Below are 14,180 nucleotides of genomic sequence, written 5' to 3'. Positions count from 1 at the left end.
AAACTGCGCGGCTTACCCAAAGCGACCCATGATGTACTCTTGAGTCAACTCGTTTTCAGGATTCGTGAATATATCGTTGGTTTTCCCATGTTCAACCAAACTTCCGACATAGAAATAGGCAGTATAATCGGAAATCCGTGCAGCCTGCTGCATATTGTGCGTCACAATAACGATGCGCAGCTCTTTTTTCAATTCAGTAATGAGCTCTTCCACCTTGCCTGTAGACACAGGGTCCAGCGCGGAAGCCGGTTCGTCAAGCAATAGAATCTTCGGTTGAACGGAAAGTGCACGTGCAATACAAAGCCGTTGCTGTTGCCCACCAGACAGAGCGAGAGCAGAATCGTGAAGACGATCCTTGACCTCATCCCATAATGCCGCCTTGCGCAGGCTGCTTTCGACGATTTCATCAAGCTGCTTCTTTTTGCGCACTCCGCGATATTTGGGACCAAAGGCGATGTTATTATAAATTGATTTATAAAAAGGATTCGGCCGCTGCCACACCATGCCTATTTGCTGACGAAGCTTGATCACGTCCGTCTCCGGCGCAGTCAAATCCTGTCCATCCATCCAAATATGTCCTGTCGTCGATGAAGACGCAATCTCATCATTCATTCGGTTAAGGGAGCGTAAAAAAGTTGATTTACCACAGCCGGAAGGCCCAATCAGGGCGGTCACGGTCTGTTCCGGAAAAGCTAAATTTACTTTTTTCACAGCCTCAAAGCTTCCGTAATAAATACTCAAATCCTCGGTACTGAACGGGTGTGGCTGCTGCCCCACAAGTTGTTTTGAATGTGCAGATTGTACAGATGTTGCTGGTGCGGCGGTTTTTGCCGTTCGTGTAATCACATGTTCCATTGTTCTCCATCCCCTCTCTAATCCATTCGTTTGGCAGCTGTCAGACGGCGATAAACGACTCTTCCGAACCATCTTGCACTCAGGTTAAAGACCAGTACGAGCAGCACCAATACGGCAGAAGCGCCTGCGGCGATATCTTTGGAGTCAGGAGCAATGCCTTCACTATTGACCTTCCAAATATGAACAGCCAATGTTTCGGCAGGTCGCATCGGATTAATAGGCGATCTGGCATGCAATGGATTCCAATCGGTAAAATCAAGCGGCGGTGTACTCATCCCTGCTGTAAACAGCAATGCGGCGGCTTCCCCGAAAATGCGGCCTGCGGCCAAGATAGTGCCTGTAATCAAGCTTGGCAGCGCAGCTGGCAACAAAATGGAGGTAATGATTTTCCATTTGGACAGCCCTAGCGCAAGTCCCGCCTCCTTTTGCTCTTTTGGCACAGCACGGAAAGCCTGCTCAGTCGTACGAACCATCAGCGGCAGATTGAATACGGCCAAAGCCAGAGCCCCAGACAAGAGGGAAAAACCAAAATTAAATGTATTGACGATAAGTAATAGTCCGAACAATCCAATGACGATCGACGGGAATGAGGACAATACTTCGACGACAAGTCGTATGAAGTCTGTAATTTTCCCCGGCTTTGCATATTGCGCCATGTAAATACCAGCGCCCCAGCCAATTGGAATGGTAATAATCAAAGTTAGAATTAGCAAAAATACCGAATTAAATAATTGCGGGCCAATACCGCCCCCTGCACGCAACGTTTGCGGAGCACTGGTTAGAAAATCAAAAGAAATATGACTCACTCCACGAGCCAAAATGAAGCCTAGTAATCCCACCAAAAGTGCAACAATAAACAAGGCGAAGAAACAGATTAAAAATGTAGCGATCTTGTCGGTCGTTTTAGCTTTCATCAAACCCGGTTTCTCCTTTCAAGCAGCCTTACCAGCAGCACGAAAATGAATGTCATGAGCAGAAGAACAAGTGCCATGCTCCAGAGTGCATTGTTATGAACGGAGCCCATCGCTGTATTGCCCATGCTAAGTGTAATAACGCTGGTCAAGGTCGAAGCGGATTCCAGCAAAGAATGCGGTATGTGCGGAGCATTCCCGATGACCATCTGCACAGCCAACGCTTCTCCAAAGGCACGAGCCATCCCGAGAATAATTCCTGTTAAAAGAGCAGGCAGCAACGTTGGTATAATAACGCGGGCAATTGTCTGCCAGCGGGTAGCACCCAACGCATAAGAGGATTCACGCAGACCCCCCGGCAAGGAAGACAACGCATCCGCCATAATACTCGTAATCGTCGGTAAAATCATAACTGACAGCACAAGGCAACCTGCGAGAATGCCGATGCCTTGTCCCCCGAACACGTTTCGCAGCAACGGGACAATTACGGTCAAGCCGACAAAGCCATAAACAACCGACGGAATGCCAGATAACAATTCAATGGCAGGCTGAAGGATCCGTTTACCCGATTTCGGCACGATTTCTGTCATAAACAAAGCTGCGCACAAGCTAAGCGGACTGGCAATTAACGCTGCTAAAATAGTTACGGCAAAAGACCCCGTAATGAACGGCAGCGCACCGAAGGAATTGGGCTCGCCATCCGGGCTCCATTTGGTACCAAAGAAAAATTCTCGCAGACTGACTCCATTCACCGCAAATGTAGCTACACCTTTGGAGGCAACAAAATATACAATGGAGACGATAACTGCAACTAAAAAAACGACACAAACCGACGTATAGATGCGGCCGGTCCATTCTTCCCAGTAATGTCTTTCTTTCATAACTCGGGATCGTTTATTCTGTTCCATGTATGCCTTCCCTTCAATTGGTTCCATACTGTAACTCCTTTAACCGAAGAATAGAGGCCGGACGCTAGTCCGCCTCTTCTTCGTGAATATACTCGCGTTAGCTGCGTTCATCCGAACAGGAGTAGCTCCCCTTATTTCGTGATATTACCGTCAGCATCACGTTTCACTTGCATACCTGCTACCGGAATGTATCCCAAGTCTACAACGTCTGTTTTTTGGATTTCATCGGACAAAATGTAGTCCAGGAATGCTTTTACATGCTCTTTTGGCTCACCCTTGGTGTACATGTGCTCATATGCCCACACTGGATATTTACCTTGTTCTACATTTTCAACGTTAGCTTCCACACCGTCATACTTCAAAGCAGTAACTGTGTTGTCGATATAAGACAGAGCCAGGTAACCAATCGCACCAGGTGTTTCAGCAATCAGCTTTTTCACAGTACCAGAGGAATCTTCCTGAATGGAGCCTGGCAGATCTTCCGTTTTTTGCCCCAGTGCGTATTTTTCAAAGGTTGCACGAGTACCGGAGCTGCTTGGACGGTTCACGATCACGATTTTTTGATCTGCACCACCAACTTCTTTCCAGTTCGTAACTTTACCTGTGAAAATTTGGATCAGTTGATCTTTCTTCAGATCTGTAACGCCTACTTTAGGATTCGCTACCGCTGACATAGCTACAACAGCAACTTGGTGATCGACCAGTTCTTCTGCGCCGCTCTCCAATTTTTCTTTTGCAAATACGTCAGAGTTACCGATATCCGCTTGTCCGCCGGAAACCTGAGTCAAGCCAGTACCGCTACCGCCGCCCTGCACTTGAACTGCAATGCCTTTATATTTATCGACAGCCATAAATTTTTGTCCCGCTTGCTCTACCAATGGTTGAAGTGCAGTGGAGCCAACAGCCAGAATGTTACCTGTCAGTTCAGCAGTTGCTTTATTGTCTGTTCCTGCAGCAGCGTCTCCTTGTGGTGCAGCATTGTTACCTGATCCGCAAGCTGCAAGTGCAAATACCATGGTGAGAGTCATCAGAATGAACGGCCATTTTTTCAACATTTTTTATTGTCCTCCCCTTATTTAAGTGACGGTTTTTTATTTATGACCATCAACACTTTTACATTGTAGGCTTGGAATGTTAGACGAACGACTAGGTTTTGTAAAACAAATATAAAATATTGATAGATAAATTATTTTTCGGTATATAATTAATCTATAGTATGAATTTGCGTATGATTATCAAGTAAGGAGAGCTGTTCGATTCTATGAATATTCTAAAATTACGTATCTTAGTGCTGATTGACAAATTCCATAAAGCAACAGAGGTGGCCGAAGCATTGCAAGTCAAACAGCCTACCGTCAGCTTTCATATGAAAAGCCTGGAAAAGGAAATGGGTGCTAATCTATTCTCTCTTCAACAAGGTAGAATAATGTTAACCGAGGCTGGAAAAAAAATGTTGCCTTACGCTAAGCAAATTCTCTCTCTGGAGCAAGAAGCCCGACAAGCTGTAGACGAACTGACAGAACATTCACAGGGTCAATTACATCTGGGCGCAGAGTCGATTTCAGGCATGTATCTTCTCCCGGCTATCATGGCTGAATTTGCTCAGCAATATCCAGAATGTCGTATTCAATTAGAGATTCAATCTCCAGATGTAATTAAGCAGCTACTGAAAGAGGGAAAAATCGATTTTGCTTTTCTCGACGACGCGGAGCCTCTTCTGGAGAATACGGTGGCAGAACCATTCGCTTCAGATCAGGTGGGGGTTATCCGGTCTACATTGGCAGAGACATCCAAGTCACTAGACATTAGTGGGTCCGATATGCTGGACAAGCACATATGGGTAAAATATAGCGGGACATCGGTTGTAGATCGCTATTCTTCGCTAGTTAGATCCCATCTGGTAATCAACTCATGGGATGTAGTAAAGCAAATGGTAGGTAGCGGAGAAGCGCTTGCCTTCTTTCCTGCCTGCGGAATTCGTAACGAGGATCAGACTATCCCCTCGGTGGAGTGGATTCCGTATCCCGAGAATGATAGCCAAAAGAGCCATTATCAAATAAACATCGTGTATCAACAAGATACACACTTGAACATGATGCAGCAGGCATTCCTTGATGTTATTAGACAAGAAGGAATGAGAGCTAGATAACAAAAAAAGAGCATCCAGGTCATATTAACCTGAATGCTCTTTGCTTATTGTAACGAGTAGAATATCGTTCCTATATTACCGGGTAGAGACTACAATTACGCTTGTGCTGGAACGCAGCTAATTTTGATCAGGTTCGTAGAACCGGAATCACCAAGAGGTACGCCCGCTGTAATTACAACCAAATCTCCCTCTTTAACGAGGCCAGATTTGCGACCACCTTCCAGTGCATTGTCAAACAAGCTGTCTGTTGTGTCTACAATTGGTCTGCCTTGTACTGCATGTACGCCCCAGATCAGAGCCAAACGGCGTACTGTTCTTTCCTGTGTTGTCACAGCAACAATCGGAGCTTCTGGACGGTATTTAGAAATCATACGCGCCGTTGTTCCGCTTTGTGTGGACGTCAGAATTGCTTTGGCATGCAGATCCAGTGCAGAAATAGAAACGGATTGGCTGATTGCTTCTGTAATACTAATTTCTTGAGCCGTTCTTTGTTTTTTGAACAAATCGCGGTAGTTCAAAGATGATTCAGCTTTTTCTGCAATACGGGACATCGTCAATACAGATTCTACTGGATATTTCCCAGCAGCTGTTTCGCCGGACAACATAATTGCATCTGTTCCGTCGAAAATAGCGTTGGCTACGTCACTTGCTTCCGCACGAGTCGGACGCGGGTTACGTTGCATGGAATCCAGCATTTGTGTTGCCGTAATAACAGGCTTGCCCGCTACATTACATTTGTTAATCATCAATTTTTGCGCCAAAGGCACTTCTTCAGCAGGAATTTCCACACCGAGGTCACCACGGGCAACCATCAGACCATCCGAAGCTTCCAAAATTTCATCCAGGTTGTCTACACCTTGCTGATTTTCAATTTTGGAGATGATTTGAATGTGGCTTGCGTTATGCTTCGCCAGCAATTCACGGATTTCCTGTACATCACTTGCTTTACGAACAAAAGAAGCCGCGATGAAATCAATGTCCTGCTCAATACCGAAGATGATATCATTAGCATCTTTCTCCGTAATACCAGGCAATGAGATAGCAACGCCTGGAACGTTAACGCCCTTCTTGCTTTTGATCGTTCCGCCATTGACAATGCGGCATTTGATTTCAGTGCCTGATACTTCAATAACAGTGAGTCCAATCAGACCATCGTCGATCAGAATGGTGGAGCCGGGCTCCACGTCCGAGGGAAGATCCTTGTACGTAATGGAAATACGATCTTGCGTACCGAGAATTTCTTCCGTTGTCAGCGTAATGAACTCGTCCTGAACAAGCTCAATAGGTTCAACTTCGAGCTTTCCTGTCCGGATTTCCGGCCCCTTCGTATCGAGCAAAATAGCAACATTTTTGTTAAGCTCCTTACAAGCTTGACGGATGTTTTTAATCCGGTTGCCATGCTCCTCGAAATCACCGTGAGAGAAATTCAGGCGGGCTACATTCATACCAGCCATAATCAGTTTCTTCACATTTTCCAATGATTCACTGGAAGGACCGATGGTACATACAATCTTAGTTTTGCGCATTTGGGTTTTTCCTCCGTTTTCAAAGGTGCTACTCTTTATATCTTTTTCCAACAATTAAATCTACTACACTTTTTCCTATTTGTATAGGAAGTTCGTCATATTTATTGTTACCCGTTTCCAGTGTATTACAACATAGGTTCAGATTCCGAAGGCTTCAAAAAGGTGTATTGGCCTATTTTCCGGAATTTTTGATACCTGTCTTCTCTCAATTCATCGCAGCTCATATTTGTAAGGTCTGCCAAATGACGTTCTAATAGCTCCTTGATTGCGGCAGCAGTCACTTCATAGTTACGATGCGCGCCCCCTTTCGGCTCTGGCACAATATCCTCGATAATCTCCATGCGCAGGAGGTCATTAGCGGTGATCTTCATCGCTTCAGCTGCCTGATCTGCCTTAGAAGCATCTTTCCATAGAATCGAGGCTGCACCGTTCGGAGAAATGGCCGAATAAATAGCATGCTCCAGCATCAGCACACGGTTACCTACTGCAAAGGCAAGCGCACCGCCGCTTCCACCCTCACCGATGACCACACAAATAACAGGCACCGAAAGCTTTGCCATCTCCCGCAAATTGCGGGCAATCGCTTCCGATTGACCTCTCTCCTCTGCTGTATTACCCGGATAAGCGCCCTTCGTATCAATAAATGTGATAATAGGACGCTTAAATTTTTCAGCCTGCTGCATCAAACGCAAGCCTTTACGGAATCCTTCCGGATGGGCACTACCAAAAAAGCGTGCAATGTTATCTTTGGTATCCTTACCACGTTGCTGACCAATGACGGTCACCGGAATACCATTTAGCTTGGCAATCCCGCCCACAACCGCCAGATCGTCTCCGAACAAGCGGTCGCCATGCAATTCCATAAAATCCGTGAACACCTGCTCGATCAGATCAAGAGACGTTGGTCTTTGATGATGACGAGCCAGGTGCATCTTTTGCGATGCTGTAATGTTCGTGTATATTTCTTCTTCCATCTGGAGATAACGTTCTTCCAGGCGGTTAATTTCATCTGTAAAATCAATTTGCTTATCCTGTCCGAATTGCTTAAGTTCTTCGATCTTCTGTCGCATCTCGACCAGGGGCTTTTCATAAGGCAATTCGCCAGCCATTTATTCCTCCCCTTTCACACTGTGCAGATCAAGCAATTGCCCAAGGGTTTCACGCAGTTCCTTGCGGTGTACAACCATATCCAATTGTCCGTGCTGTAAATTAAACTCGGAAGTTTGGAAATCATCCGGCAGCTTCTGTCTGATCGTTTGCTCAATTACAATACGACCTGCAAAACCGAATACAGCACCTGGCTCTGCAATAATAATGTCTCCAAGCATAGCAAAGCTGGCAGAAACTCCACCTGTAGTCGGATCAGTGATCACAGAAATATAGAGCAATCCCTGCTCGTCCAGACGAGCGAGAGCAGCGCTTGTTTTGGCCATCTGCATCAGACTCAGGATACTTTCCTGCATACGTGCTCCACCAGATGTGGAGAAGATAATAAGCGGCAAGCGCTTCTCAATCGCCTGCTCAATGGCACGCGTAATTTTCTCTCCTACGACCGAACCCATGCTGCCTGTAAAAAAGTCAAAGCTCATTACCGCTACGACAACAGGAAGCCCATGAATAAGGCCGTCGCCCGTAACGACAGCCTCGCGCAGGCCAGATTTCAGGGTCTGTTGCTCTAACTTACTTGCATATCCCGGAAAATCCAGCGGATCGACCGAAATCATATCGGCATCATATTCCGTAAACGTGTCTTCGTCGAGTACCATGCGAATGCGATCCATCGCATTCAAACGCATATGGTATCCGCACACCGGACACACTTTCAAGTTTTTCTCCAACTCTTTGCTGTATTGAATACTTCCGCACTTGCCACATTTGGTCATAAGACCTTCGGGAATTTCCCGTTTGGGACGATCCGGCATGTCCGCTTGATCGCCGCTCAGCGCCCGTTCCGAAGGGATGGTCGCGTATTTACGCTTCTTTTGGAATAAATCTTTAAACACAACTACACCTCTCCAGCCGTTTATTTGTCAGCCGTAACCGATACAAGGTCCTCTGCCGTCGATGCGGCACCTCTAAGCATTATGTTCATACACACGTCAACGCCTGTTTTACAACATTACCGCCGATCGTGCATCCTTTGTTCCATTCATGCTGCTGTATCACTTCCGCCGTTCCGGACTCAAGGGCGCAAAATCGAATTAAGCACTTCCTGTATTTCTTCGACTTCACCCGAAGGCACAAGTATCTCAAACTGTTGCTTGGATGCACTGATGGCCCGGGTCTGCACCATAAAACCTTCTTCAGACAGTTTGAGCTTAATCATGTCAGCCAGTCTGGCCGTCGGTGCAATATATATCACCGTCCACATGCCTTGTTTCTACCCCCTAAGCCTCAAGTTTTGAGCCCATATAATAGACTCATGATAACATACCTTACTTTTTTCCCGCAACAAAAGCCCTCCTGATCATTCAAGTTCCGTCGGAGGGCCTAGAAAATCATTAATTCTGTTTATTCAGACCAATTAATCATCCAATGATGCAGGATAATGCTTGGCATGAAGGCTCCGATGGGCAATACGCGAAGAAGCAGCGGCAGCCAATCCGGCGACAAGATCGTCTAAAAACACATGAATACCACTGCCTTTTTGGTTCAGCTTATCGATAATTCCAATCTTTTCTTTATCCAGATAGCCAAAACTGGTCAAGCCAATCATGCCGTACACGCTCGTAATGCCAAGAGCTAGTGTCTCGTCCACTCCATATAACGGTTCATCTGCCTCCATAATGGCTTGAAGTGGCTGAGGCAGAAGTTTTTTTTCGGCCAGCTCATCGAGCGCAATGCCTGTCAGCAGTGTATATTGTACCTCTCGTTTTTGCAAAACCGCTTTGACACTTTCTACACATTCTTCCATAGTCAAATGAGGATAATATTTTAGCTGAAGCTGAAAAACAATGTCCGCAATGGACTCGATCCGAATGCCTCTGCGATTTAACAAGGTTTCTGCATATTCATAGGACATGATTTCCCTCCCGCTTTCACCATGCAGTTGTATGCTTCCACCGTGCGGGACCTAATGATGCAGGGTTCGTGTTGAACCTCCTGTTCCGCCAGTTTTCCAAGTGTATGCGAATGGAAGGGAAAATGTTCATAAAACCGTTACATTAAGGGCGATTGCTGTGTGCCTATCATTTGACTTTCACAGTGCCTTCACCCAACATCAACTCTATTCGATCAAAAAGCTGAGGAGAAGGCTTAATGCTATAGGCGTCACTCAACGCCAGCAGACGCTGGCTGCTCTCGTAAAAAAGCACGGTAGGCAGAGCACCGGGATGCTCCTGTAGCAGCGCCTTGAGGCTGGCTAGCAAGCTGGCGTCCTCCTCGGCCTGGCGGGTGATTTTGACAAACACCCGCTGACGGGCGGGCGATTCCGAGCCGCCCGAGGACGGCGCCTGCTCAACATGAGCCGCTTCGCTTCCGCGTTGGGAAGCAGGCGATACGGGGCGAGCTGCCTTCTGCTGCGGCGACACTGATGTAGTGGCTGCCGAAGGCGAGGGCGACACACGCGGCGCTCTCCCGCCCGGACTGCCGGCAGCCGGCACGGATGCCCCAGCTGCTGCGGACGAACGTGCGCTAGTACGTCGACGCTGGAGGAGCCGGGACAGCGCGTCTTCCGCTAGCGGAGCTGCCTCATCGGCAAGGAGCTTGAAGTGCTCGTCCTGCTGCTGCATCTTGGCACGAAGTGCAAGCAAGGCACCCTTTTCAATCCACTGCTGGCTTCGCTTCCAAACCTCAGGAAACAGCACGACCTCACAGCGCTCAATCTGATCCTCCAGTTCTATGAATGCCATGGCTTTCCCCTGCTTGGTCGTAATCGTTTTGAGTGACACCACCATGCCTGCGGTCACAATGACCGTTTCATCTGGGACATCACTCAGCTCCATTAGACGATCCGCTTGACTGCTTACCAGCAGCGACTCAAAAGCATCTAACGGATGCCCCGATAAATACAATCCCAGCAATTCGCGTTCCAGCTCTAATTGCTGGCTGGCACTAAAATGGGGCACATTAGGATATTCGATGTCCCAATTAGGCATTTCCACAAACCCAAACATATCAATTTGCAAATCGTCACGTTCCTTGCGCCATTTGGCAGCTGCTTCCACCGTCTCATCTAGCATGGCAAGCAACTGTGCCCGATGACCCGTCAATGAATCAAATGCCCCTGCCTGAATGAGCGATTCAATCACTCTCTTATTACATACCCTCAGATCAACACGTCGGCAAAAATCGAGCAAACTGTCGAAAGGACGTTCCTTCCGTACAGCAAGAATGCTTTCCATTGCTTGTGTGCCGACATTTTTAATCGCAGCCAGTCCAAAGCGGATATTGCCTTGCTGTAATGGGGTAAACAGCACTCCACTCTCATTCACATCAGGCGGCAACACTGCAATATCCATGCGACGGCATTCGACAACATATTCAGCCACTTTTCGATGGCTTCCCATTACGGCCGTCAGCATGGAAGCCATGAATTGCACTGGATAATGCGCCTTAAGATATGCCGTCTGAAATGCTAGCACACCATAAGCAGCTGCATGGGCACGCGGAAAACCGTAGTCGGCAAAACGGACGATCATATCGTAAACCCTGCCGGCTTCCTCCTCTGTGTAACCCTGCTTGATACTGCCTTCAACAAAATGACCCCGCTCCAGATCCAGCACCTCGCGCTTTTTCTTGGACACCGCGCGGCGCAGCAGATCAGCATCTCCCAGGGAAAAGCCAGCCATACGCGAAGCAATCTGCATGATTTGTTCCTGATACACAATAATACCGTACGTGTCCTTTAAGATCGGCTCAAGATCAGGGTGCGGATAGGAAATCTCAATCTGTCCGTGCTTCGCCTGTATAAAGTTAGGAATAAAGCCCATCGGGCCCGGACGATACAATGCCAGAACAGAAATGATATCCTCGAAAACACTCGGCTTTAAATCTTTAAGTACCCGGCGTATACCGGCCGACTCCAGCTGGAATACGCCCCCTGTATCTCCTTTGCCCAGCAAGTCATAGGTCTGCGGGTCATCATCGGGAACACGGCTAAAGTCAGGTGCTGCTCCATGCTGCTCCGCAATCCAGCGCATACACCGTTCAATAATGGAGAGTGTACGCAGTCCAAGGAAGTCCATTTTCAGCAAACCGATGCGCTCTAGACTTTCCATCGAATACTGCGTCAAAGGAACCCCTTCGCTCCCCTCTTGCAGCGGAACCGCATCAGTCAATGGAGTCCGCGAGATGACAACACCCGCCGCATGTGTCGAAGCATGACGAGGCATTCCTTCTACTTTGATCGCCATATCTAGCAGCTCACGTGTTTTGGGCTTTGTTTCGTACAGCGCCTTTAGCTCAGGGGTGATTTCCAGCGCATGCCGAATATTAATGCCGAGCTGAGCCGGTATCAACTTGGCCGCCTTATCCACCTCGCCATACGGCACGTTCAATACACGGCCGACGTCACGGACCGCGGCTCTTGCCGCTAACGTTCCAAAAGTAATAATTTGCGCTACATGCTCATTTCCATACTTCTGTACTACATAGTCGATTACCTCGTCACGGCGTTCATCGCTAAAATCAATATCTATATCCGGCATGCTGATCCGTTCAGGGTTCAGGAAGCGTTCAAACAGCAAATTATATTTCATCGGATCAACATTCGTGATATTAAGCACATAGGCCACCAAACTACCTGCGGAGGACCCCCGTCCCGGACCGGTTGCAATCTTATGCTTATGAGCAAAAGCAATAAAATCCCATACGATCAGGAAGTAATCGCTGAAGCCCATGCTGTCAATCGTATTTAATTCGTAGTTTAGCCGCTGATCTAGTTTTTTCCGCTCCTCCGGCTGCTCCCATACAGGATCGCCTCCGTAGCGCCGTTCCAGTCCTTGTGCGCACAGATTGCGCAAATAGGACGAAGATGTCATGCTTTCCGGCAGAGGCCGATATTCAGGCAAAATAGATTGGCCGAATTCCAGTTCCAACTCGCATTTTTCAGCGATACGCACCGTATTAGCGATGGCTTCTGCTACATGTGGAAATAAACGAGCCATTTCCTCCTGACTTTTCAGATACAATTGACGTGTTGGTATCCGCAAGCGCTCCTCATCATCAACGGTCTTCCCTGTCCCGATACAGATCAGAACGTCCTGGACATCAGCATCCGGCTCGGTTAAGTAATGCACGTCATTCGTCGCCACTAGCGGAATATCCAGTTCTTTCGCCAATGCGATCAATTGAGGATTTACACGTTTTTGCTCCGACAGACCATGATCCTGAAGCTCCAGGTAGAAATCTTCGCCAAAAATGCTACGGTATCGTTCCGCTGCACGTCGTGCCTCGGCTTCCCGTCCATGCAGCAAATGCTGCGGCACTTCACCGCCCAAGCAAGCGCTCAAGCATATGATGCCTTCATGATGAGCAGCCAAAGCATCCATATCGATGCGCGGCTTATAGTGAAAGCCCTCCAAATGGCCGATGGAGCACAGCTTCATCAGATTTTGATAGCCTGTTTTATTTTTGGCGAGCAAAATTAAATGATATATAGGCTGATCCTTCCGGCTGCCACGCTCCTTGCGCGATCCTGCCGTCATATAAGCCTCACACCCGATAATCGGCTTAATGCCGTTCTCTACACATGCTCTATAAAAAGGTATGGCACCGTACATGACCCCATGATCTGTAAGGGCCAGCGCCTTCATTCCGTAAGCTGATGCCTGTTTGACCAATTCCGCGGTACGAGCCGCGCCGTCCAGCAGGCTGTACTCGCTGTGAACATGCAAATGCACAAATGAACTCATGCGCTTCTCTTCCCTTCACCGCTTGATTTTCTTCAAACTATTTTATCATATCCGCGTTAGTAGCGCCCATAGAATAAAAGTACAGACCCCGGCGGACAAGCGCGGTCCTGATTCGTATACCCAAGGAGGAAAAGAGCATGAGCACTTTTATATCCAAAGCGATTCTTGACTTCTTCATTGCCTTCGGCATCGTGCTCGGAGGAGCCATGCTCGGCGGAATGGGAGCTGTAGTATCGCTTCAGCCGCCTACCCAGACGATGCTGGAGGTTGCAGGAAGGATTAAGATATGGGCGCTTGCCGCCGCTGTGGGAGGAACGATGGACCCGATCCGGGTCATTGAGAGCAATATGTTGGATGGCAATTTGTCACCTGCCATTAAACAGATATTGTTCTTGATTTTCGCCTTTTTAGGCGCTCATATGGGTGCCGAGCTGGTCAAATGGATATGCGGCAACGGACGGCCGTGAGGTGATACAACTATGAGAGTTCCCCCTTTTGATCGCCTGCGCCCTTTTATGCAATTATCCTCCGTTTTTGTACTCGGTATGATTACGGGGGGGATGATCTATAATGTGATCTGGCATGCAAGCTTCAATCAGCTGTGGACGAATAACCAGGACCTTCAATTTCAGCTTCAGCAAGCCGAAGAAGACAACAAAACATTGCGCAAATATAGCAAGCGTCAAACCGTTATCAAAGAGATTAAACTGATCGCAGAGGAAGCTTCAGTTGAAAAAATTGACGCGATTAACCTGAAAGAGCTTCTTCGCCGTGTCAGTCGTGATCTGGAGGTGCTACGCGGCAGAGATATGTTCGAGATTGACTCTGACAGCAAGCTAGTACGTATGTTGCTGCACCAAAAAAAATACACCGTTCGTGACAAGGAGTATACAATCCAGGTCAAAACGATGCTTGTAATGGAAGGCGTGCTGCAAATTTGGCTGGAAGCAAAGGAGAGACTGCCTCAAAGCCACTAA

General features: G+C 47.7%; 13 protein-coding genes. 3 read left to right on the top strand and 10 right to left on the bottom strand.

Going from position 1 to position 14,180, the window contains the following annotated elements:
• Window positions 1–12 precede the first annotated feature (12 nt).
• From pstB to ABEW32_RS19630, 4 genes are all read right to left on the bottom strand, one after another.
• Window positions 13–855, bottom strand: coding sequence for a phosphate ABC transporter ATP-binding protein PstB (gene pstB, locus ABEW32_RS19645; RefSeq protein ID WP_430190909.1), 843 nt, complete (start codon window positions 853–855; stop codon window positions 13–15).
• A 17-nt stretch (window positions 856–872) separates the two neighbouring features.
• On the bottom strand, window positions 873–1,769 hold the full coding sequence (pstA, locus tag ABEW32_RS19640; RefSeq protein WP_430191992.1) for a phosphate ABC transporter permease PstA: 897 nt from the start codon (window positions 1,767–1,769) through the stop codon (window positions 873–875).
• Entirely contained in the window at window positions 1,769–2,701 is a 933-nt protein-coding gene (gene pstC, locus ABEW32_RS19635; protein WP_430190907.1) for a phosphate ABC transporter permease subunit PstC, read from the bottom strand. Before pstC ends, pstA begins: the two co-directional genes overlap by 1 nt.
• Window positions 2,702–2,805: 104 nt before the next feature.
• Window positions 2,806–3,729 carry a phosphate ABC transporter substrate-binding protein gene (locus tag ABEW32_RS19630; RefSeq protein ID WP_430190904.1) on the bottom strand — a complete coding sequence of 308 codons (924 nt, stop codon included), beginning with the start codon at window positions 3,727–3,729 and terminating at the stop codon, window positions 2,806–2,808.
• Window positions 3,730–3,935: 206 nt separating this feature from the next.
• Between ABEW32_RS19630 and ABEW32_RS19625 the strand changes: the two genes are divergently transcribed.
• Window positions 3,936–4,823, top strand: coding sequence for a LysR family transcriptional regulator (locus tag ABEW32_RS19625; RefSeq protein ID WP_430190901.1), 888 nt, complete (start codon window positions 3,936–3,938; stop codon window positions 4,821–4,823).
• A gap of 95 nt (window positions 4,824–4,918) precedes the next feature.
• On the opposite strand, the gene pyk is transcribed toward ABEW32_RS19625, so the two are convergent.
• From pyk to ABEW32_RS19595, 6 genes are all read right to left on the bottom strand, one after another.
• Window positions 4,919–6,349, bottom strand: coding sequence for a pyruvate kinase (gene pyk, locus ABEW32_RS19620; RefSeq protein ID WP_016819620.1), 1,431 nt, complete (start codon window positions 6,347–6,349; stop codon window positions 4,919–4,921).
• A 125-nt stretch (window positions 6,350–6,474) separates the two neighbouring features.
• A complete protein-coding gene (locus ABEW32_RS19615) occupies window positions 6,475–7,458 on the bottom strand; it encodes an acetyl-CoA carboxylase carboxyltransferase subunit alpha (protein ID WP_430190897.1) in 984 nt (327 codons plus the stop codon).
• Window positions 7,459–8,352, bottom strand: coding sequence for an acetyl-CoA carboxylase, carboxyltransferase subunit beta (gene accD, locus ABEW32_RS19610; RefSeq protein ID WP_430190895.1), 894 nt, complete (start codon window positions 8,350–8,352; stop codon window positions 7,459–7,461).
• A gap of 179 nt (window positions 8,353–8,531) precedes the next feature.
• Window positions 8,532–8,720, bottom strand: coding sequence for a hypothetical protein (locus ABEW32_RS19605; RefSeq protein WP_007429680.1), 189 nt, complete (start codon window positions 8,718–8,720; stop codon window positions 8,532–8,534).
• A gap of 153 nt (window positions 8,721–8,873) precedes the next feature.
• Window positions 8,874–9,371, bottom strand: coding sequence for a phosphatidylglycerophosphatase A family protein (locus tag ABEW32_RS19600; RefSeq protein ID WP_430190892.1), 498 nt, complete (start codon window positions 9,369–9,371; stop codon window positions 8,874–8,876).
• Between the two features lie 166 nt (window positions 9,372–9,537).
• Window positions 9,538–13,203, bottom strand: a complete 3,666-nt coding sequence (locus ABEW32_RS19595; RefSeq protein ID WP_430190890.1) for a DNA polymerase III subunit alpha — start codon at window positions 13,201–13,203, stop codon at window positions 9,538–9,540.
• Between the two features lie 137 nt (window positions 13,204–13,340).
• Between ABEW32_RS19595 and ABEW32_RS19590 the strand changes: the two genes are divergently transcribed.
• Window positions 13,341–13,670: a YtrH family sporulation protein gene (locus ABEW32_RS19590; RefSeq protein ID WP_430190887.1), complete on the top strand. Its 330-nt coding sequence runs from the start codon at window positions 13,341–13,343 to the stop codon at window positions 13,668–13,670.
• A gap of 12 nt (window positions 13,671–13,682) precedes the next feature.
• The gene (locus ABEW32_RS19585; RefSeq protein ID WP_430190884.1) at window positions 13,683–14,180 is read left to right on the top strand and encodes a sporulation membrane protein YtrI; all 498 of its coding nucleotides are present in this window, start codon (window positions 13,683–13,685) and stop codon (window positions 14,178–14,180) included.

The sequence above is a fragment of the Paenibacillus jamilae genome, assembly GCF_050482105.1.
Classification (GTDB): Bacteria; Bacillota; Bacilli; order Paenibacillales; family Paenibacillaceae; genus Paenibacillus; species Paenibacillus jamilae_B.
This window is presented reverse-complemented; position numbering and strand designations above follow the sequence as displayed.